This window comes from Dyadobacter ginsengisoli DSM 21015 (assembly GCF_059568735.1).
Window position 1 is genome coordinate 179,950 of sequence record NZ_JCANTY010000007.1, and the last position, 20,012, is coordinate 199,961.

At 48.1% G+C, this 20,012-nt stretch carries 16 protein-coding genes and 1 riboswitch; of the genes, 4 read left to right on the forward strand and 12 right to left on the reverse strand.

Features of this window, described 5'->3' with window-relative positions; translation table 11 throughout:
- Positions 1–37: 37 nt before the first annotated feature.
- On the reverse strand, positions 38–832 hold the full coding sequence (locus BP71_RS25600) for an SDR family NAD(P)-dependent oxidoreductase (protein ID WP_496384424.1): 795 nt from the start codon (positions 830–832) through the stop codon (positions 38–40).
- A gap of 103 nt (positions 833–935) precedes the next feature.
- Between BP71_RS25600 and BP71_RS25605 the strand changes: the two genes are divergently transcribed.
- Positions 936–1,814: a PIG-L family deacetylase gene (locus BP71_RS25605; protein ID WP_496384425.1), complete on the forward strand. Its 879-nt coding sequence runs from the start codon at positions 936–938 to the stop codon at positions 1,812–1,814.
- Positions 1,815–1,825: 11 nt separating this feature from the next.
- Here BP71_RS25605 and BP71_RS25610 read toward each other — a convergent pair whose 3' ends face one another.
- The 9 genes from BP71_RS25610 to rocD form a co-directional block, all read right to left on the reverse strand.
- Positions 1,826–2,593 (reverse strand): class I SAM-dependent methyltransferase, encoded by a 768-nt coding sequence (locus BP71_RS25610; protein ID WP_496384426.1) that lies wholly within the window; start codon positions 2,591–2,593, stop codon positions 1,826–1,828.
- The gene (locus tag BP71_RS25615) at positions 2,590–3,510 is read right to left on the reverse strand and encodes a glycosyltransferase family 2 protein (protein ID WP_496384427.1); all 921 of its coding nucleotides are present in this window, start codon (positions 3,508–3,510) and stop codon (positions 2,590–2,592) included. The genes BP71_RS25610 and BP71_RS25615 overlap by 4 nt, the downstream gene beginning before the upstream one ends.
- Positions 3,507–4,601 (reverse strand): DegT/DnrJ/EryC1/StrS family aminotransferase, encoded by a 1,095-nt coding sequence (locus BP71_RS25620; protein WP_496384428.1) that lies wholly within the window; start codon positions 4,599–4,601, stop codon positions 3,507–3,509. The genes BP71_RS25615 and BP71_RS25620 overlap by 4 nt, the downstream gene beginning before the upstream one ends.
- On the reverse strand, positions 4,598–4,984 hold the full coding sequence (locus BP71_RS25625; RefSeq protein ID WP_496384429.1) for a sugar 3,4-ketoisomerase: 387 nt from the start codon (positions 4,982–4,984) through the stop codon (positions 4,598–4,600). Before BP71_RS25625 ends, BP71_RS25620 begins: the two co-directional genes overlap by 4 nt.
- A gap of 256 nt (positions 4,985–5,240) precedes the next feature.
- The gene (locus tag BP71_RS25630; RefSeq protein WP_496384430.1) at positions 5,241–6,440 is read right to left on the reverse strand and encodes a hypothetical protein; all 1,200 of its coding nucleotides are present in this window, start codon (positions 6,438–6,440) and stop codon (positions 5,241–5,243) included.
- 49 nt (positions 6,441–6,489) lie between these two features.
- Positions 6,490–9,588, reverse strand: a complete 3,099-nt coding sequence (locus BP71_RS25635) for an AAA family ATPase (RefSeq protein WP_496384431.1) — start codon at positions 9,586–9,588, stop codon at positions 6,490–6,492.
- A 99-nt stretch (positions 9,589–9,687) separates the two neighbouring features.
- A complete protein-coding gene (locus BP71_RS25640; protein ID WP_496384432.1) occupies positions 9,688–11,202 on the reverse strand; it encodes a GH3 auxin-responsive promoter family protein in 1,515 nt (504 codons plus the stop codon).
- Positions 11,203–11,319: 117 nt separating this feature from the next.
- Positions 11,320–12,711 carry a S41 family peptidase gene (locus BP71_RS25645; RefSeq protein WP_496384433.1) on the reverse strand — a complete coding sequence of 464 codons (1,392 nt, stop codon included), beginning with the start codon at positions 12,709–12,711 and terminating at the stop codon, positions 11,320–11,322.
- Positions 12,708–13,970, reverse strand: a complete 1,263-nt coding sequence (gene rocD / locus BP71_RS25650) for an ornithine--oxo-acid transaminase (protein WP_496384434.1) — start codon at positions 13,968–13,970, stop codon at positions 12,708–12,710. The genes BP71_RS25645 and rocD overlap by 4 nt, the downstream gene beginning before the upstream one ends.
- Positions 13,971–14,042: 72 nt before the next feature.
- A riboswitch (TPP riboswitch) is annotated at positions 14,043–14,139 on the forward strand.
- Positions 14,140–14,204: 65 nt separating this feature from the next.
- On the opposite strand from rocD, the gene BP71_RS25655 reads away from it, so the two are divergent.
- The 3 genes from BP71_RS25655 to BP71_RS25665 are packed head-to-tail and all read left to right on the forward strand — an operon-like array spanning position 14,205 to position 18,243.
- Positions 14,205–16,661 (forward strand): TonB-dependent receptor, encoded by a 2,457-nt coding sequence (locus BP71_RS25655; RefSeq protein WP_496384435.1) that lies wholly within the window; start codon positions 14,205–14,207, stop codon positions 16,659–16,661.
- A 27-nt stretch (positions 16,662–16,688) separates the two neighbouring features.
- Positions 16,689–17,717 (forward strand): uroporphyrinogen decarboxylase, encoded by a 1,029-nt coding sequence (hemE, locus tag BP71_RS25660; protein WP_496384436.1) that lies wholly within the window; start codon positions 16,689–16,691, stop codon positions 17,715–17,717.
- Between the two features lies 1 nt (position 17,718).
- Complete coding sequence (locus tag BP71_RS25665) at positions 17,719–18,243, forward strand: D-glycero-alpha-D-manno-heptose-1,7-bisphosphate 7-phosphatase (protein WP_496384437.1); 525 nt, start codon at positions 17,719–17,721, stop codon at positions 18,241–18,243.
- On the opposite strand, the gene BP71_RS25670 is transcribed toward BP71_RS25665, so the two are convergent.
- Positions 18,240–18,365 (reverse strand): hypothetical protein, encoded by a 126-nt coding sequence (locus BP71_RS25670; protein ID WP_496384438.1) that lies wholly within the window; start codon positions 18,363–18,365, stop codon positions 18,240–18,242. The genes BP71_RS25665 and BP71_RS25670 overlap by 4 nt on opposite strands.
- Positions 18,366–18,476: 111 nt before the next feature.
- On the reverse strand, positions 18,477–19,955 hold the full coding sequence (locus BP71_RS25675) for a type III PLP-dependent enzyme domain-containing protein (RefSeq protein WP_496384439.1): 1,479 nt from the start codon (positions 19,953–19,955) through the stop codon (positions 18,477–18,479).
- Between the last annotated feature and the right edge of the window lie 57 nt (positions 19,956–20,012).

The following is a 20,012-nucleotide window of genomic DNA, read 5'->3' on the forward strand; positions in this document are numbered from 1 at the left end:
TTCATATCAGAGTGTAAAAAGCATCTATTTGGAAGTGCTAAATGATGAACTTCGCTACCCCGCCATCGACTTTCAGTGCAGATCCGTTTGTGCCTGACGACAAAGGACTTGCAACATAGGTCACGAGATTAGCGATTTCCTCCACCGAAGCGAAGCGTTGAAGCAGCGATGTCGGGCGGGCATTTTTGAAGAAATCCTTCTCTGCCTGTTCTGCAGACATGCCGTTAGCCTCACCAAGCTGTTTCACAAAATCCGCCACACCTTCCGATTTGGTCGGGCCGGGCATCACGGTATTCACTGTCACATTCGTGCCCTTGGTAAGTTCGGCCAATCCTCTACTCACTGCCAACTGTGCGGTTTTCGTGGTGCCATAGTGGATCATTTCTTCCGGAATGTTGACCCCTGACTCGCTGGATATGAAAATGATCCTGCCCCAGTTTTTTTCGATCATCTTGGGAAAGAAATATCTGGCTAGCCTGACACCACTCAATACGTTCACCTCGAAAAACCGGAACCACTCATCATCGGAAATGTCCGTAAATGCCTTAGGCTCGAAAATCCCGGCGTTGTTAACCAATATATCGACGTCCGGCAAGCGGGCGAGTAGCGCATTGACCTCATCGACTTTCGAAAAGTCTGCGGCAAAACCTGAGACCTCGGCCGCGGCTGATAACTGACTTAATTTTTGAACGGCTTCGGCTACCTTCCCTTCCGACCTACCATTGATAATCACATTTGCTCCCTCTTTCAGCAGACTTTGCGCGATGGCAAAACCAATGCCTTGTGTAGAGCCACTAATAAATGCAGTTTTTCCCTTAAGTTGTAAATCCATACCTGATATTGATTTGATAATGAAGTAACAGGAGCAGGTCCCGGTCTTGGATTGGTCCGGGGAATCCATAATTTTATAACACAACACCGAAAGAAATTATCACATGAAAAACATTTATCTTTCATTCCTGCTGTTGTTTTCAACCTTCGCGCAGGCACAAGGGCCACGTATCCTGATCGTTACGGCACATCCTGACGATGAAACGATGTTTCCGGTGACTGTCTTCAAAATAACCCGTGAACTGAAAGGCTCCGCCGATCTGGCGCTGATCACGGATGCGTCGGGTGGCTATAACGGGTTGGTTGCATCCAGCTATTACGCGATGAACCTGGTGGATTCTGCAACCGGCAGGAAACATCTGCCGCTGATCCGGAAAAAAGAACTTATGGCCTCCGGGGAAATACTGGGAATCGGCAACTTTTTCTTCCTGGATCAGCTCGACGATTACTATAACCGCGATGAAAAGCCTTATCTGCAAGGCCAGAACTGGGATATATCCTATATTAATAAAAAGCTCGACCAGATTCTCCATAATGGAAACTATGATTTCATCCTTTGCCTTGTCCCGCACGAAGGTCAGCACGCGCATCATAAAACGGCGTCGATCAGTGCCATCAGGGCCGCGCAACGTTTCAAAGGAATAAAAAAACCATTGGTACTGGGTGCGCAATCGCAAAGCAAAGGATATACATTTCAATTCTCCGGCCTGGCTGGTTATCCGGAAACCAATATTCTTAAAAGTGCTCCGGTATTCGAATTGGACCGGTCTTACAGTTTCGGCGAGGATAAAAAACATAGCTACATGATCGTAGCCGATTGGGTGAAGGCAGCCCACAAATCTCAAAGCGGAGATATGAACCAAGCCATGCACCGTGGCGATCTGGAGGTGTTCTGGTATTTTTCGATCAATGGCGAGGAGGGTGTCGGCAAAACCAAAGCACTTTTTGATAATGTCAATTCATCGGGATTCTCTAAAAAATAGAGGAATGAAGGTCAGACCGGCTGGATCGTCATAAACAGCGAACTCCCGAAAGGTGCTTTTCTGAGCAACGCAGATTCAATCGTTGTAACAGTTTTCAGAACCGCATTCACGGTGTCGCCCGGATACTCCACGTCGGAATCCAGGTCATCCACATTTACCTTCTTTTTGCGGATCCTGTAATTCTGCCACTGTCTCACCAAAAGTATCGGCAATGACAGCGCAAAAGGCCAATAGGTACTGTAACTGATCCGGAGTCCGGCCGCTTTACAAAAATCTTCGAACTGTTCCAGTTTAAAACGCCTCGAACTTCCTACGGCCAAATCGTGTGTCCCCGAAAAAGCTTCGAAGGCATGGATATTGATAATGATCAGCCCGTGCCTGTTCAGGCGGTTTTTAAATGCCGTCAGTGCCCCGACAATCTCCTCGTCGGTCAGGAAGTAAAGCGCATCGTTGCAGATAATGATATCAAAAGTCTTGCCGGGCCGGAAAACATCGACGTGACGCAGATCGCCAAAACTCACATTCATTCCCCTTTCGTTGGAAAAATCAATGGCATGGCGGGAATAGTCGAAACCGGAGAGCTGCCCATAGCCTTTTTCTTTCAGAAATGATAATAATCCACCGGTCCCACAGGCCGCGTCAAGGATGTTGAGATCAGGATCAAGAGCCCTGAAATGTTTGCGGATCTGATTCAGGACTTTACAATGCAATATCTGATACCACCAGAGCTTCCGCTCCGTTTCATACATGCGCTGATACTCTAGGCGGTTATCGATCATACATTTTCTGCGCTGTTGTATTTGATCACATATTGCGGCTGCCCGCTTTGCGCCATGAAGCTTTTACCAATATATTCGCCAAGCACGCTGAGAAGCATACACTGAATGCCACCAATGAAAATGATGGTAGCCGTCACCACCTGCCAGCCTTTTGGGTCGGGCCCTATGATCCATTGAATTGAGAGAAATAGTAAAAGCAAAAAACCCAAAGAAAATAGCCCTACTCCGATCGGCACAAACAGGCGGATCGGGAGCGAAGAATAACAAAAGAGAATATTAAGAAACAGCGATACCAGCTTGTTAAACGTGTAGTTAGACGCTCCCTCTTCCCTTTTCTGGTGCGCCACCTGCACCGTTCCGATGTTGCGGGTGATCCTAAATATCAGGCCGTCGATATAAGGATAGGGTCCGTGATATTTGATGATCTCCTGGACCACCTCCTGGCGGATCAACTTGAAGCTCGAAAGATAAAGATCTTTGGGCTTATTGAGCAGATAGCTTGTAAGCCAGTTCACAAGCCGGCTACCCAGGTTTCTGCTCAATGAATGCTGCTTTCTGGCATAATACGTGTAAACCACGTCGTAATCGCCTGATTCAGCCATTTCCACCAACTTTAATATTTCCTCCGGGGGGTTCTGGAAGTCGTCGTCGATCATCACGCAATAGTGGCCATAAGCCCAGTTCAGACCACACATGACTGCGTTGAACTCCCCGTAATTCCTGCGCAGTGAAATAAAACGGACATTGGAGTAAGTCTCACACAATTGCCTGCAAACGGCCTCGGAACGATCCCGGCTCCCATCATTGACCATGACTACCTCGAAAGAAATCGCAGATAATGTCGCCTGCAACTTCTCAACGAGCGGTCTGATGGTTTTTTCACTGTTGTAAACAGGAATGATCACCGATAACTTCATTGACAACTGAATTGATTAACAGTCTTTATAATGTATGCGACTTCTTCGTCCGTCAGGACCGGATTGAGCGGAATACTGATTACTTCTTCGTGAATCTGCTCCGTCAGTGGCAAATGTAAATCTTTAAATTCTTTGTATGCGTGCTGTTTATGAATAGGTTGGGGATAATGCACGTTAGTTTGCACACCATTTGCTTCCAGGAAAGCAATCAGTTCGGCCCGTTTCGGATGACGGACCACGAAAAGGTGCCATGCGTCCTCCTCGATATGATCAGTAGGCGGCAGGATCAGGTCTTCACACTTCAATTCACTTAAATATCGCCTGGCAATGTCCCTGCGCCTTTGGTTTTCCCCATCGAGATAAGGAAGCTTAACATTCAGAATGGCCGCCTGCATTTCATCGAGACGGCTGTTAACTCCTTTGTATTCATTCCGATAGCGGATCACAGAACCGTAGTTCCGCAAGCAACGAATCTTTTCAGCGAGCCCGTTGTCGTTCGTGGTAATGGCTCCGGCATCTCCCAAAGCACCCAAATTCTTGGTAGGATAAAAACTGAATGCAGTTGCGTCAGCGATGCTTCCAACTTTATGTTTCCCATAAATAGCGCCATGCGCCTGAGCTGCATCCGTCACGACCTTGAGATTGTGTCTCCGGGCAATGTTGAGGATCGGTTCCATCTCGCAGCTTCGTCCGTAAAGATCTACTGTTACAATCGCCCTGGTCCGGCTGGTAATGCGTTCTTCGATGCGCGCAGGGTCGATCAGCATCGTCCGGGGATCCGGCTCTACGAAAACAGGGGTCAGCTGAAGATAGCTGACCGGCAGCACGGAGGCTATATAAGTATTGGCCGGAACAATCACTTCGCTGCCTTCCGGCAAATCAAATGCCATCAGGATCAGCATAATGGCATCCAAACCATTGGCAGTACCTACACAATGTTCCGCTCCACAGTAATCCCCGAATGATTTTTCGAAAGATTTCAGTTCGTTCCCCAGAATATACCACCCCGACCTGACCACACGGGTAGCCGCTTCTTCGATCGCTTGAATATAGGGGGCATTAACCTGATTTAAATCCAGAAAAGGAATCATTGAGATACAGTCTGATTCATCTGGTAAGCCTCGTCGATATAGTCGGCCTTATCATAGTATTCATTCGAAAGCACCAGCAAAATAGCATCTTCCGAAAATGAGTCCATAATATGCCAGTCTTTGGGTTCGAGGATAAGGCAGGAAACGGGATTGTCGAGCACGAAATATTCCTCTTTTTCGCCATCGTTGGAGTATATACGACAGCTTCCGTGAATGCAGATCAGGGCATTCCAGGCTTTGTGATGCCTATGGCCTCCTCTTTGCGTCTCGCCTGCTCCATAAATGTAAAAAACACGCTTAATCGTCCCGGGAATAATTTTTTCGAAGACTGTGAGGTTACCTGCACCGGTATTGAATGTATTCAGCTCTACTAGCAGCGGCATATAAAAATTCTAATTGTTAGGGATAAAAGCAAACTTCCAAAGTACCGGAGATTTTCCTCAAAAGTAACCGTTTAGTAAAAGTCAGATATTTTTTCTTGAAAATACAAAAATAGCTAACAGATAAAAAAACTGTTGAATGAACGGAATACCTTAATAATCATTTAACGGATACCCCGGCGTGATCGAACACCCGGGGTAGTGACCAATGCCATTCTCGTTTGGTTGGGAGAAGACGAAAAATAATAGACTCAGACCCTTAATGGAACATGCCCCAACCTAGCCGGTGATCCATCAGCATCAGTATTTTTACGGGAAGTGGTTCCAGCCAGAGAATCTTATTATACCCCATATAGAATACTTGCGGGTGGCTTACGCAAATAATCATAGTGAAAAAGAAAATAAGCCGCGTCGACTGCAATGAGGCTGTCTGCAACAGAATGAATGCTGCCAGCAGAATGAAGGGATATCCATAGGAAAGAGCGCGGTCGATGTCATGAACATAAATACCGGTCGCAACCAGAACGACAAAACCAACCATCAACGCCAGTAACAACCAATATCTTTTGGTCAGCGACAAAACCAGTGCTGCGGCGATCAGTATAAGCCAGGTACCTTCCCATGCGCCCCAGAGGCTACTCCCAAGTCCGTTACGATGGGCGTTTGCAAACAACACCGGCGTTCCGATCGTCGAATAGCTGTGCTGAGAAAAATATGTGACCTGAACATACTCCCGTATCCCGAAATAAAACGCCCAGGCTACCCACACCACCAGGCTCTCGTTCGTAAATAACCGCTTTAACAAACCAGGAAGGCTAAAATCGTCCCGCTCATAAGCCTTCGTTCCCATCCACCATAACAACAGATATCCACCTGCCACGACAGCCCGCTCATCCGTGAAGAATGCAATCTGTAATGACAGGAAGATCACCAGGGGGTTCTTGCTTAACAGCGCCAGCAAGAGGAAAAAAAAGGCAAATTCATCTCCGTAACCGTGAACGTCTGCAAACGCCCACACACTGACAAAAATATTGGCTATACCGGTCACGAATAAGGCCGTTGTCACTTTGTCTCCTGAGACAGAAAAAATATATGCACCGATCTTATAAAGAAACAAAACCCCTAATATCGCCTGAATGATCAGGATCAGGAGAATATTGTGCCCGGTCAGGAAGGATAATAACGGCAATGTCCACCGGAAGATCATGTTTTCCCGCCGGATGTCGTAATCCATGTCCTTCGGATGAAACAAGTCCTCAGCCTGATTTCTGATAAATACCCACGCATCCAGGCTAACGCCATTGTTTTTCAGGTGGTCGACCAGCAGCGAATAAGGTGGAAATGCAAGGAACAGTGAAAGAGCAACGGCAAAAAAGGTCAGTTTCCAAAGCCAGTTCTTGTTTGACAACTGCGCTTCAATCCAAAGTAGAAACGACCCGTAAAAGTTTTCCAGCAACATAGGATGGTTTGGGCAAATTGACCCGAATATACAGGTTAATGTGTGATACTTATTTCCAACTCGCCTCAATCCTGCTTCCTTCCTCGCTTTCAGTGATCCGCAGGTAGGTCTGAATTTCCTGTTGCAGATCTTCAACGTGGCTGATGATACCCACGATCCTATTTTCTTTCCGAAGCGATTTTAGTGTTTCAAAAACCGTCTGCAACGCGTTTTTGTCCAGCGAACCAAAACCTTCGTCCAGAAAAAAGAAGTTATGCTGCGATTCATTTCTGATGTGAATATGGTCTGCGAGTGCGAGCGCGAGGGAAAGTGCCGCTTGAAATTTCTGTCCGCCCGACAGGGTTTTCAGCAATCGCAAATGTCCGCCATTCAGCAGATCACGTACCCAGAAGCTGTTTCCTTCCCCCAGTTCGAGATGCAGCTGCTGATGGGTCATCCGGTGAAAACGGTGATTGGCGGCCTGTATCAGGTTTTGCAGATAAATGCTCGAAGCATAATCCACAAAACCACTGGACCGGAAAAGCCTCGCCAGATCGTCCAGGTATTCCTTTCTGAGTTGCAGGTGCCCTTTTTCTTTCAAAAGCAATACCTTTTTAGCCAGGTCCTCCGACAACTGTTTTAGCCTCCCGCCAATATTACCCTCTTCTTTCCGCTGCGCATTGAGGCTCTCGGCAAGACCGTTTTTCAGCCTGATCGCTTCGTTGTGCTTTTCAATGTCATATTGCTCTCCGGTGTGCTCTATCAACAGGTTTTTTAGTTCGGCTCCGGTGGTTTCTAATGCCAGCCTGAATTCGTCGATCGCCTTTCGCTCCGTTTCGATCTGAATTGGCCTTTGGAGGATTTCCACCACCAGCGCCTCCGAATCGAAAGTATAGCTGATCAACTGGTTGTTAATATTTCCCTGTACCGAGGAGAGGTCCTTATGGCTATTTTCCAACGCCGCCAGCAGGGTAGCATGGCTGCCCGACAGCGTATTTCGTTCTTTTTCGAGCACATCGACCTGCTTTTCAGCTTCTGCATAGGCTACCGAAAGCTGTTGATAATCCGATTTCAATGTCCCTATCTTTTCAGAGATCTCCGTCTTTTCCGCACCTGCAAAATCATCCAGTTTTACTTTCGATAACTGCTCGGAAAGCGTAAGCACCGTATTCTCGAATCTCAGTATTTCGTCCTTCATCACCTGCAACGGCTTCTCGATCCGTTCGGCCTTGTCTGTCAATGCGGCTTCCACTTGCTGCGTCAAAGTCTTTAAAGCAACCTCTCCTTCCCTGATTTCCGACTGTATCCGGCTGCTTTCCGCAAACCGCTTTTCGAAACCTTCGCGGTCGGCTTTGCTGAATGCCGGCCATACAAATGCAGCATCATGCGTTTTCAATTTTGCCTGTGCCTCGGTATAACGCTGCCTGATCGACTCCTTCTGCTTTTCAAGGTTTTCGATCTGGCTAAATACCCGCTCGACCGGAGACTGCAGTTTCCTCAGCAACCGCTCCTTTTCATCCAATATTGCAATCTGCTTTTCAATTCGCGCAACGTCCTCTGCCAGAGTTCCGTCGGCTACGAGCATGGCCGGGTGGTGCAAAGAACCGCATAGCGGGCACGGCTCACCGTCCTCGAGGTCGCCTGCATACTGGTGTAATGCTACCCTGGTATTGATTTTCAGCAATGCGTGGTTCAACTTCCTGCGCTCAGCGTCCCCTGTTTCCAGGTAATCATTTACGCCTTTCTGAAATGCTTCCAGAGAAGTTTCTGTATCAATTTCAATGGAGAAATCTTTCGCAATATCTTTTAACCGTATTGCAAGTCCTTCATTCAGTGCTTTGATTTCCTGGGCGAGCGTTTCTGCTTCGGTTTTGATGGCCTGCCTGCTTTCCGTCAGACTATCTGCCATACTGAACCATGATTTGACCAGCCCCATTTCCAGGATGTCACCCAAGCCGGCCTTTCGTTGTTCGTTGATTACCTCCAATTCCTGCTTCTGCTGCCTTTGAAGCGCAATGGCATTTTCCCGTTCTTTCAACTGTTCCTCGCCGCGCTGTAACGCCTCCTTTCTTTTCAATGCGGCCTGCGAATGCTCTATTATCCGCATCACTTTCTCCAGTTCATCAGCCGTGGCGAGCAACTCCTCCCGTTTTTCATAGCGTGATTTGAGCAACAGCAATGTTTCCTGCTGTTTTTCCAGTAAACCGGCCAATGTAGCCAGCCTGTTCTGGTGTTCGCCGGACAGGCGCTGATCGCGCGCGATGGCCGTCAGCAGATTATTCTTCTGATCGAATAGTGACTTAAAATGCAGGGAGCAAATTTCAAATGTTTTCAAGGCGGCTTCGCGCTCCCCCATACCGGTGCGCTGCGATTCCAGCACTTCCAGGCGGTTGCGGAGTGCCTGAATTTTTTCGCCCGCCAATTTCAATTTCTGAAAGCCGCTTTCAATCTCGGTTTGAATCAGTAGTGCGGCATCGGTCTGCTGGATCTGCTGACGTAGTTCTTCCAGTTTTCGCTCACTTTCCTCCCGCATTTCCTGTGTTACCTCGCCCAGGCCAAGCAGTTGTCCGTCCACATTGGACATTGCCAGGTCGTTCTGCTTGCTCAGCGAACCTACATTACGGCTCAGGTCGTATTTTTCCAGCTGGAAGAGTTCCTTCATCATCCGCGTCCGATCCGCGTCTCTCAGCTCTATGAATTCCTGAAAACGTCCCTGCGGGATAATGATCGTTCGCCGGAAATTATCGTAGCTCAGCCCGATTATGCTTTCGGTCGATTCATTTTCCGAAAGCGGCACCCATTCCTCACCGTTCAGGATATAGCCCTTCCTTTCAAATGTTTTTACATCCTTGAAGTTCTTACTGTTTCGCTTTCCGCGGACGGTAAACCGGTAACGATCCCCCTTTTTCCCCGCGATGCATTCGAAATCGATCAGCAGGTCATCGGACCGGAGGTTCATCATATTGTACGTACGATCGTCGCCCGACTTGTTAAGCCGCTCGGTATCACCATACAATGCAAATGTAATTGCTTCCAGAACGGAGGATTTTCCGCTTCCGACGGCTCCGAAAATTCCGAACAGTGATGCGTCCGTCAATGGATCGAAATCGATTTCCTGCTCGGTCTGGTAAGAGTACAGGCCTTTGATTTTTAAACGCTTGGGAATCATCGCGGCAGTCGGCTATTGGCAGTCGGCCCTCGCCTTAAAGTGATTTCTATTAGTTAATTACCTAAAAATACCGGCAGCCGAAAACCGGCTGTCGAAATATCATAAATTTGCCAGCAGGTCATCCAGGTACTCGCGGGTGTTGCTCAAACGAGGGACTTTATTTTGTCCGCCCAGCTTGTGTTTTTTACCCATCCAGGCATAAAAAGTGCCCGCCGGAGCAAAATGGATCGATGGCCGTGTCAGTGCCATGTCTTTGTAGCGTTTGGCATCGTAATCCGAATTGACTTCCCGCAAAGCTTCGTCCAGCGCATTGATGAACTCTTCGCGGTTTTCGGGCTCTCTGGTAAACTCTATGACCCATTCATGACACCCACGGGCGCCATCACCCATATAAACCGGACCTGCAGTGTAGTTCGCAACAAGTGCATCGGTTTTCTGCGCAGCAACTTTGATGGCGTGATCGGCATTCTCGACAATGACTTCTTCCCCGAATGCATTGATAAAATGCTTGGTACGCCCACTGACTTTCACCCTAAAAGGATACACCGATGTGAATTTGACCGTATCCCCGATCAGGTAACGCCACAATCCGGCATTGGTGGAAATAACCATAGCATAGTTTTTCCCTACTTCTACCTCGTCCAGCAGCAACGCCCTCGGATGAGGTTTGCCAAGCTCTTCAATGGGAACAAATTCATAAAATATGCCATAATCCAGCATCAGCAACATTTCTCCGACACGGTTAATGTCGTCCTGAATGGCAAAAAAGCCCTCCGATGCACTGTATGTTTCTAGATACAAAACCTGATCCGACGGAAAATATTTTGTCATAAACAAGTCCCTGTACGGCTCAAAAGAAACTGCTCCGTGTACAAACACCTCGAAATCAGGCCATACTTCGAGCATATTCTTCTTGCCTGTCCGTTCCAGGATCTGATCGAGCAAAACGATCGTCCAGGTAGGAACCCCTAGAATGCTGGTCACATTTTCCTGCGAACAGATCGACGCCATCTTGTCCAGCTTACTTTCCCAATGGTCCATCAATGCGACTTCCAATGGTGGTGTCCGCATGAATTCGGCCCAAGACGGAAGGTTTTGCATGATTACCGCCGACACATCGCCGATCTGGGTATAATCATCGAACGGATTGGCGTGTAAAGTACCTCCGATCGACAAGCCTTTCCCATCGAAAACGCGGGTGTCGGGCCTGTTGTTGATGAGGAGGGTCATCATATCCTTCCCGCCCTCATAATGGCATTCCTCCAATGCTTCCGGCGATACCGGTAAAAATTTGCTGCGAGCGTTGGTCGTACCGGACGATTTGGAGAACCATTCGATCTGTGACGGCCAGAGCACATTGGGTTCTCCTTTCAAAACCCGCTCGATGTAGGGATACAAGTCCTCATAGGTCGACACCGGCACCTGCTCCTGAAACTCTTTCACAGACCTGATTTGCCCGTAATTATATTTGCCGCCCCATTCGGTATAACGGGCAGTTTCTATCAACTCCGAAAATATGCGCTGCTGGGTTTCGACAGGGTACTTCATAAACTGTTCGATCCGTTCGAAGCGACGCTTCAAAAACCAGACAGTCATATCATTTACCAGCTTCATAGAATGTCAATTAGTTAGAAATCTGCCATTGCGTTTTTGTAAAAATAGCAATAAAAAATGGTGAGAGAACAGTCCATGGGTGTTCTCTCACCATTCGCGAAACATGACAGGAAATCGTTATTTGTCGAAGAACATATTGCTGCCTCCCGCCTTTCTGCTGATTGTGGAAGAAAACTCGTTGCTTGCTTCTTCCTGTAACACACGTGCATTACGCCCCTCGCGCATAACGTGCGTACCGGTGATCTGAAACAACGCTTCGCCCAGCAAAGGGTCTCTCGGGTCTCCATAAGGATAAAGAATATTTCCCTCGCTGACCTTCACATCCGGGTCGAAACCGGTTTGATAATCTGATTTGTGATCTTTGTTAAAAGATTTGGAGACAATCGGCTGCAAACCTACTTTGATGCCGTTATTCTCGTCGCTTAATGTAACCGACCCGACATTCTTACCGACCGTCTTACCTCCCACAATTGTGACGGTCATAAATGGCTTCAGCCCATTGATCAGTAGTTCGCTGGCCGATGCCGTACGCGACGACACCAGTACAACCAATTGTTTGAGACCCGCACCTATATTCTGGCTCTTGGCTACAAATTTGTCGTAAAAATAGGCTTCTCCATATTTCTTCAGGTTTGTTTCCGTCACCTGCTTGTTATACTCCTTGTAGTAGAAAATGTCGTTCGCAGTGGCTTTGGTGATCAGACTGGCCAGGTTGATGGCCGAACTGACATAACCTCCCGGGTTATATCGCAGATCGAGCACCAGTGCATTGACATTACTGTTCTTGAAGTCGGAAAAAAGGGCATCCAGCTTTTTATCGTATGCTTTATTGTTCGCCTGGTAAGGCTCCGGGATGAACTGATGATAAACCACATATCCGATTTTACTGCTACCGATAGTATATAACGAATCGAAAAAGACAGGATCCTCTTGTAGCACGATGGGCGTCACATCCCTCTTCGTGGCAGTTTCTTCAAGTGCACCGTCTTTGATCGTCGCTAACGTATAAGTTGTCTTGTCTTCTGTGTTAAGTAATTTACTGTAATTGGAATCGGTTAGCTTCTGCCCGTTCACACTGCTGAAAATGTCGCCCCGGACAAATCCCGCCTTCGCTGCAGGGGAATCCGGAATTACAAACAACACTACCCCTATCACATTACTTGTATTGGCCGGGAAGTACACCAGCTTATATTCCATTCCACTGGTTTTGGACTCTCCACCCAGCGACGCCTCGAGTTCTTTAGCGCTTTCCTGCATCCAGGAAAAGCGGTCCCCGTCGGGCCGTGCTGTGGCATCATATTTATAAAGTAAAGACTGAAAAAAATCACCGGGCGACTTACTGTAATCCGGAGTAGCGGTAATGTGGTCTGTCCAGTAGTACCAGTACTTCATCTGGTCATAAATCCAGTGATTGGTCTCACTGTCATTGGCCGGATCGACATTCTTATCTTTACAGGAAAGAACAAAGGCAGCCAGCAAAATTACGGGCAGGAAAAGTCTCAGTCTCATAAATTTCCATTCATTTCTAAAAATACCTCTTCGATTATATCACAAGCCTCGTTCATTTGCGCCTCATCGATCACGAGTGGCGGGGCAAAGCGGATCTTATTGCCATGAGTAGGTTTGCACAACAATCCGCGATCCATCATATTATAGCAAAGCTCTGAGGCCACTGCGCTATCTTCGCCACCCTGGATCACGACCGCGTTCAGCAATCCCTTCCCTCTAACGATTTCGATCAGAGAACATTGCTTTTGCAGCGCATTCATCCTGGCCCTGAAGATCCGGCCCATTGCTTCCGCATTTTCGGCGAGTTTTTCATCATTTACAACCTGCAATGCAGCAATTGTCACAGCGCAGGCCAATGGGTTACCGCCATAGGTCGATCCATGCTCCCCGGGAGCGATCGTCAGCATGATTTCATCGTCTGCCAGGGCGGCGGACACCGGCATAGTTCCCCCGGAAAGCGCCTTTCCCAGAACCAGAATATCCGGCTTTACATCTTCCCAATCGCAAGCCAGCCGTTTGCCTGTTCGCCCAATACCTGTTTGAACCTCATCTGCGATCAGCAGAACGTTGTAGCGGGTGCATAACTCACGAACCCCTCTCAGGTATCCTTCCTCCGGTACCACCACGCCTGCTTCGCCCTGAATGGGCTCTATCATAAAACCGGCGATATCTTTGTCTTTCTTGAACAAGTCTTCCAAAGCATTCAGGTCGTCATAGGGAATAATCTCGTAGCCAGGCAAAAACGGGCCGTAATCATTGGTAGACGAAGGATCGGTCGATGCCGATATAGCAGCCAGTGTCCGTCCCCAGAAGTTACCGGATGCATAAACGGTCTTGGCCTTGCTGGCCGCAACGCCCTTGACCTTATAGGCCCATTTGCGGGTCAGTTTTAATGCGGTTTCCCCTCCTTCCACGCCAGAGTTCATCATCAGGACCTTGTTATAACCGAAGTATTCACAAAGAAACTTCTCACATTCACCCAAACGATCGTTGTAAAATGCTCTGGAAGTAAGTGTCAGTTTGTGTGCCTGCTCGATCATCGCATTGACAATCCTTGGGTGGCAATGCCCCTGACTTACCGCACTGTATGCAGAAAGAAAATCAAAATACCGCTTCCCTTCCACGTCCCACACATGCACGCCCAAACCTTTCTCGAGAACGACGGGCATTGGCTTATAGTTATGCGCGCCATACCTGTACTCCAGTTCCATCGCATACCGGGAAGTGTTGAGGTTCATCGTGTCTGTATAGCTGGTCATTTTGATATCCAATCAGTTAAGAAGTTCGTTTTGAGTTATGTAAAATTAACGAAAAGCTTAGTAATTTTGCAGCATAATCTCAAGGGGTGCCCTACCGAACGGGCTGAGATCATACCCATTTAACCTGATCCGGGTAATGCCGGCGTAGGGAGAGAAAGCCGAACGGCTGGTTTCTAATACATTTTATCGAACTTCCTGATAGGTGGCCCCTGCCTGTTGTAATTATTGATCGCAATGCGAAAAATTACTACTTATTTGCTGGCGCTGTTATTCAGTGCTTTTGCACTTTCCTCTTTGGCACAAAAGGCCCAACTGACCATTTCAGGGCGTGTTACCGACGCCGAAGACGGCAAACCGCTGCCTGGCGCGACCATCAGGGCCGGTGAAATCCGCGGCGCGAGCACGGACAAGGATGGGAATTTTGTTTTGAAAAACATCTCCGAAAATATCGAGGCCCTGGACATTTCCTATATCGGCTACCAGACATCCAAAGTGGCATTGGGCAACTCCCACCAGATCGAGATCAAACTTAATAAAAGCACCTATCAGGCCGACGAAGTGATCATTAACGCTACCCGCGTGAACGACAAAACCGGCATGGCGTATACGAACGTGACCGCGGCAGCCATCGACAAACAAAATCTGGGACAGGACCTGCCTGTGCTCCTCAACTTCTCCCCGTCGCTCGTGAGCACGAGCGACGCAGGCGGGGGCGTGGGCTACACGGGCATACGCATACGAGGCTCCGACGCGACGCGGATTAATGTGACCGTGAATGGGATTCCCTATAATGACGCCGAAAGTCAGGGCGTTTTCTGGGTAAATATGCCTGACTTTGCATCGTCGGTGAGCAGCATTCAGATACAGCGCGGAGTTGGTACCTCAACGAATGGTGCTGGTGCATTCGGGGCTTCGGTGAATATCAATACCAATGCGTTTCGCGAAACGGCTTATGCGGAGTTGAATAACTCATACGGCTCTTTCAATACATTTAAAAATACGTTGAAAGTTGGCTCGGGATTAATCAAAGACAAATTCACATTCGATGCGCGACTATCCCGGGTTTCATCGGATGGCTTTGTGGATCGCGCCTCTTCGGAACTGCATTCCTACTACTTATCAGGCGGGTATTTTGGTAAGAAGAGTTTTGTGCGGGTCAATGTATTTTCGGGTAAGGAACGCACTTACCAGTCGTGGAACGGGGTACCCGAAGCTAAATTGCGGGGCGATCGCGAAGGCATCCTTGCCTACATCGACCGGAATGGACTGAGCGGCAAGGATTCCGAGAACCTGCTCAATGCCGACGATCGCACTTACAACTCTTACACCTATAAAAACGAGGTCGACAACTATCGCCAGGACCACTACCAGATCGTTTCCTCGCATAGCCTAAGCAACAAACTAACCTTCAACCTGAACGCGTTTCTCGTCCGAGGCCTTGGCTATTACGAACAATACCGCGCCGGTGACGATTACAGCAAATACAACCTTCCAAATGTGATTGTCGGCAAAGACACCCTTACCAGCACCGATCTCATCCGTCGCCGCTGGCTGGACAATTACTTTTACGGAACCACATTTTCATTCGATTATAACAGCTTCAAAAAGCTGACGGTAAGCTTTGGCGGTGGCTGGAACCAGTATGACGGTGACCACTATGGTCAGATCATTTGGGTGCGCAATGCCGGGAACATCGAGAATGAGCATCAATACTATTTCAGCACGGGCAAGAAAAAGGATTTCAACCTGTATGGAAAACTGTATTATCAATTCACCGATAAACTGAATGCATTCGCCGACCTTCAATACCGTCGCGTAAGCCACGCCATTCACGGAACAGACAACGACCTGGTGCAACTTGCATTTGATCAATCCTATTCGTTCTTTAATCCAAAAGCAGGGCTTACGTACCAGCTCGCCGACCAGAGTTCGGTTTACGCGTCGTACAGTATTGGTAACCGCGAACCCAACCGCGATGATTTTACTTCGTCTACGGCCAATCTGTTCCCCAAAAGTGAGCGTTTGCAAAACGTGGAAGCCGGGTTCAGGACGCAACAGGGTAAGTGGGCATTTTCGGCCAATTACTATCTGATGAGCTACAAAAATCAGTTGGTACTCACCGGGCAGATCAATGACGTCGGTGGCTCGGTGCGTGTGAATGTCCCCAAAAGCTACCGCACCGGGATCGAATTGGAGGGCGCCGTCGCATTCAACCGCTTCCTGAAATGGAATGCCAATGCGACATTCAGTCAGAACAAAATCAAGAATTTCACAGAATACATCATTAACTATGACACCAGCGAGTACAATACAGTTAATCATGGCAAATCTGACATCTCCTTTTCGCCCAATGTGATTATCGGCAGCCAGTTTACGTATACCATTAGAAAGAACCTCGAACTTGCGTTACTTACCAAATATGTCGGCAAACAATATCTGGATAACACTTCAACCAAAACCCGTAAGCTAGACGCTTACTTCACCAACGACGCCCGTCTCTCCTGGACGATCAAACCGGCATGGGCGAATGAAATATCCTTCAACCTACTGGTCAACAATGTCCTGGATGAGCACTACGAATCCAACGGCTACACCTACGGCTACTTCGCCGGGGGGGCCCTCACGCAGGAGAATTTCTACTTCCCGCAGGCGGGCCGGAATTTTTTGGTAGGGGTTAATTTTAGGTTTTGATAACCACTTTCTCCCTACCTTTGCCGCATGAAATTGAAAAATGACCTTTTGCTTCGGGCGGCACGGGGGGAGAAAACCGAACGTACGCCCGTATGGATGATGCGCCAGGCCGGAAGGATCCTGGCAGAATACCGGGCCGTCCGGGAGAAGGCCGGAAGTTTTATCAAACTTGCCACTACACCTGAAATGGCAGCCGAAGTGACCCTACAACCTGTCGATTTGCTGGGCGTGGACGCTGCCATTATATTTTCGGATATCCTCGTCATCCCCGAGGCAATGGGATTGCCCTATGAAATGGCCGAGCAGCGCGGGCCTGTGTTCCCTTCGACGGTTCATAGCCTGGAAGATCTTTCAAAACTGCATGTCGCAGAACCGGAAACGGATTTGAAATATGTATTGGACGCCATTAAGCTTACTAAAGACGGTCTCGCCGGAAGGGTACCGCTGATCGGCTTTGCCGGCGCGCCATTTACGATCTTCTGCTACATGACGGAAGGAAAGGGCTCCAAAACCTTCTCTGTGGCAAAGAAGCATTTATATGCAGATCCTGAGTTCTCACATACCTTGTTGCAACAAATCACCGACAGCACGATCGCGTATCTGAAAGCGCAAATCGTCGCCGGTGCTGATATTGTGCAATTATTCGATTCCTGGGCAGGCATTTTGTCTCCTGAACAGTACCGTGCTTTTTCGCTTCCCTATATCAAACAGATTTGCGACGCCATTACCGAAGTACCGGTAACCGTTTTTGCCAAAGGCGCATTCTTCGCAAGAAAAGAAATCGGGAAACTGAACTGTTCGGTGGTGGGACTCGACTGGAACATGGACATTACGGAGTCGCGCGAACTGATTCCTGAAAAGACCCTGCAAGGCAACCTGGACCCCTGCGTGCTGTATGCATCCTACGACCAGATCCGTGCGGAGGTTAAGAATATGCTCGACCAGTTTGGCACACAGCGATACATTGCCAATCTCGGCCATGGAGTTTACCCCGATACAGATCCGGACAAGGTCCGCTGTTTCATCGAATCAGTCAAAGAATACTCTTCACGCTGATATGGCCCGGAACAAATGTGTATTCCTCGACCGCGACGGGGTACTGAATGAAGATTGCCCGGATTACCTGTACCAACTGGAAGCACTCGTGATTCCCGAAGGCGTCCCCGAAGCATTACGAATGCTGAAAAAAGCGGGTTACTTGCTGATCGTCATTACCAACCAGGCAGGCATTGCCAAAGGGCTTTACAGCGCTGAAAACGTCTATGCCATTCATGAAGCCATGCAGCTCGCCTCGGATCATGCGCTGGATGATCTGTATTTTTCCCCTTACCACCCAGCCTATTCGGGCAATTCATTGTCCCGGAAGCCGGGTTCGTTACTGATCGAGAAAGCGATGGCTAAATATGATATCGACCGCGACCAATCCTGGATGATCGGTGACAGGGACCGGGATATGGAAGCAGGAAAACATGTGGGATTGAAAACCATCCACATTATCCCGCACAATGAACATTCGACGGGAGACTATGCCGCGGCCGATCTGCTTGCGGCGGCAAAACTGATATTAGAGAAAGGAAATTAAGCCTTAACTACCGGTGCCGGCTGCGTTTTCTGCGCGGAGCCGTAAGCAGGGCAGGCATGTTTGGTGCAGGAAGCAACTGCCAATGTTCCGCAAACAGCCAAAAGAAGTAAGATCTTTTTCATTTTCCAGTTCGTATAAAATTTTGTCACTACAAAAATATAAAAATAAGTTCTTTGAATGAGCGTTTTAGCCAGACTAATAACGAACTCATTCAAAGAACTTTATATACGGCATCAGATTTTTGTTTCAGCCAATTCCTCCTCCGGCTCGGTCTGAGCCTTTTCCTCCCCCGGCTTCACGTCCTGAGCACCGAACGGCTCTTCTTTAAAACCCAGTATCCGTAACATAGAATCGCTGTTCTGTTCTTCCGCAAATACCCTGGTGGTAATGCGACCTTCCTCGTCGCGATCCACCAGTACATGTTTCGGTGCGGGGATCAGACAATGCTGAATCCCTCCGTAACCTCCGAGCGATTCTTGGTATGCGCCGGTGTGGAAGAAACCGATGTATTGTGACTCGTTATCCTCGAAAATGGGCATGTACAAATCGGCACTGTGCATTTCGCTATTATAGAAATCCTGCGAATCGCACGTCAGCCCGCCGAGGTTCACCTTTTGGTAAGGATTATCCCAGTTGTTGATCGGCAGCATGATGTATTTCTGGTTCATACCCCACGAGTCAGGCAACTGCGTGATAAAAGATCCGTTGATCATATACCACAGCTCCTTGTCGTTCTGAAGTTTCTTGTCGATGATCTCGTAAATCACCGCACCGCTTTCTCCGACGGTATAACTTCCGAACTCGGTAAAAATATGGGGAACAGGGACGTTGTTCTTGTTGCAGATCCACTGGATGTTCTCAATAATCTCATCGATCATCTGCTGGTAGTCGTAGCCCGCCTGCAGAGAAGTCTGGATCGGAAGCCCACCGCCGATGTCGATCGAATCGAGATCAGGGCAGAGTTTCTTCATTTCGCAGTACTTGAACATGAAGCGGGTGAGCTCACTCCAGTAATATGCACTATCCTTAATACCTGTGTTAATGAAAAAGTGCAGCATTTTAAGTTTGAAGCGAGGATTAGGCTCGATCTTCTCTTTGTAAAGCTGCTGAACATCATTGTAACGGATACCCAGGCGTGAGGTATAAAATGCAAAATTCGGCTCTTCGTCCGTCGCGATACGCATCCCGAAATGCACAGAATCGGCTGTCACCTGCTGCTCGTATGATTCGATCTCCTTCAGATTATCGAGAATCGGCACTACATTGAAGCCCTCGTTGATCAGCTCACTCAGGTACTGCGTATAGCGGGGCAGTTTGTAGCCATTCGCCAGTATGTAAGTACTTTTGTTGACCTTGCCACGGCGATAAAGCTCCCGGATAATGGGTATATCAAAGGCCGAAGAGGTCTCGATATGAATATTGTGCTTTAAAGCTTCTTCCAGCACAAAACTGAAATGCGATGATTTGGTGCAGTAACAGTAGGTATAGGTGCCTTTATAATTATGTCTCTTAAAGGCATTCCGGAAAAACATGTTGGCATTCTCAATATGTTCTCCGATCTTGGGCAGATAGTTGATCTTTAATGGTGTACCATGTTCCTCGATGATATCCATCAGTGGTACATTGTTGAACAGCAATTTATTATTATCGACGTTAAACTCCATAGTAGGAAACTCGAACGTCTGCTGAATCAGGTCAATGTAGCTTTTCATTGATTTGTTTGTCGCTATGGCAATTAGTGAATTGGGTGTTAAAAAATAGGAACGAAA

What these genes read in the sequence shown, in the direction of transcription:
- BP71_RS25600 (WP_496384424.1), bottom strand. Translation starts at nt 832, where the DNA reads ATGGATTTACAACTTAAGGGAAAAACTGCATTTATTAGTGGCTCTACA.
- BP71_RS25605 (WP_496384425.1), top strand. Translation starts at nt 936, where the DNA reads ATGAAAAACATTTATCTTTCATTCCTGCTGTTGTTTTCAACCTTCGCG.
- BP71_RS25610 (WP_496384426.1), bottom strand. Translation starts at nt 2,593, where the DNA reads ATGATCGATAACCGCCTAGAGTATCAGCGCATGTATGAAACGGAGCGG.
- BP71_RS25615 (WP_496384427.1), bottom strand. Translation starts at nt 3,510, where the DNA reads ATGAAGTTATCGGTGATCATTCCTGTTTACAACAGTGAAAAAACCATC.
- BP71_RS25620 (WP_496384428.1), bottom strand. Translation starts at nt 4,601, where the DNA reads ATGATTCCTTTTCTGGATTTAAATCAGGTTAATGCCCCCTATATTCAA.
- BP71_RS25625 (WP_496384429.1), bottom strand. Translation starts at nt 4,984, where the DNA reads ATGCCGCTGCTAGTAGAGCTGAATACATTCAATACCGGTGCAGGTAAC.
- BP71_RS25630 (WP_496384430.1), bottom strand. Translation starts at nt 6,440, where the DNA reads ATGTTGCTGGAAAACTTTTACGGGTCGTTTCTACTTTGGATTGAAGCG.
- BP71_RS25635 (WP_496384431.1), bottom strand. Translation starts at nt 9,588, where the DNA reads ATGATTCCCAAGCGTTTAAAAATCAAAGGCCTGTACTCTTACCAGACC.
- BP71_RS25640 (WP_496384432.1), bottom strand. Translation starts at nt 11,202, where the DNA reads ATGAAGCTGGTAAATGATATGACTGTCTGGTTTTTGAAGCGTCGCTTC.
- BP71_RS25645 (WP_496384433.1), bottom strand. Translation starts at nt 12,711, where the DNA reads ATGAGACTGAGACTTTTCCTGCCCGTAATTTTGCTGGCTGCCTTTGTT.
- rocD (WP_496384434.1), bottom strand. Translation starts at nt 13,970, where the DNA reads ATGACCAGCTATACAGACACGATGAACCTCAACACTTCCCGGTATGCG.
- BP71_RS25655 (WP_496384435.1), top strand. Translation starts at nt 14,205, where the DNA reads ATGCGAAAAATTACTACTTATTTGCTGGCGCTGTTATTCAGTGCTTTT.
- hemE (WP_496384436.1), top strand. Translation starts at nt 16,689, where the DNA reads ATGAAATTGAAAAATGACCTTTTGCTTCGGGCGGCACGGGGGGAGAAA.
- BP71_RS25665 (WP_496384437.1), top strand. Translation starts at nt 17,719, where the DNA reads ATGGCCCGGAACAAATGTGTATTCCTCGACCGCGACGGGGTACTGAAT.
- BP71_RS25670 (WP_496384438.1), bottom strand. Translation starts at nt 18,365, where the DNA reads ATGAAAAAGATCTTACTTCTTTTGGCTGTTTGCGGAACATTGGCAGTT.
- BP71_RS25675 (WP_496384439.1), bottom strand. Translation starts at nt 19,955, where the DNA reads ATGAAAAGCTACATTGACCTGATTCAGCAGACGTTCGAGTTTCCTACT.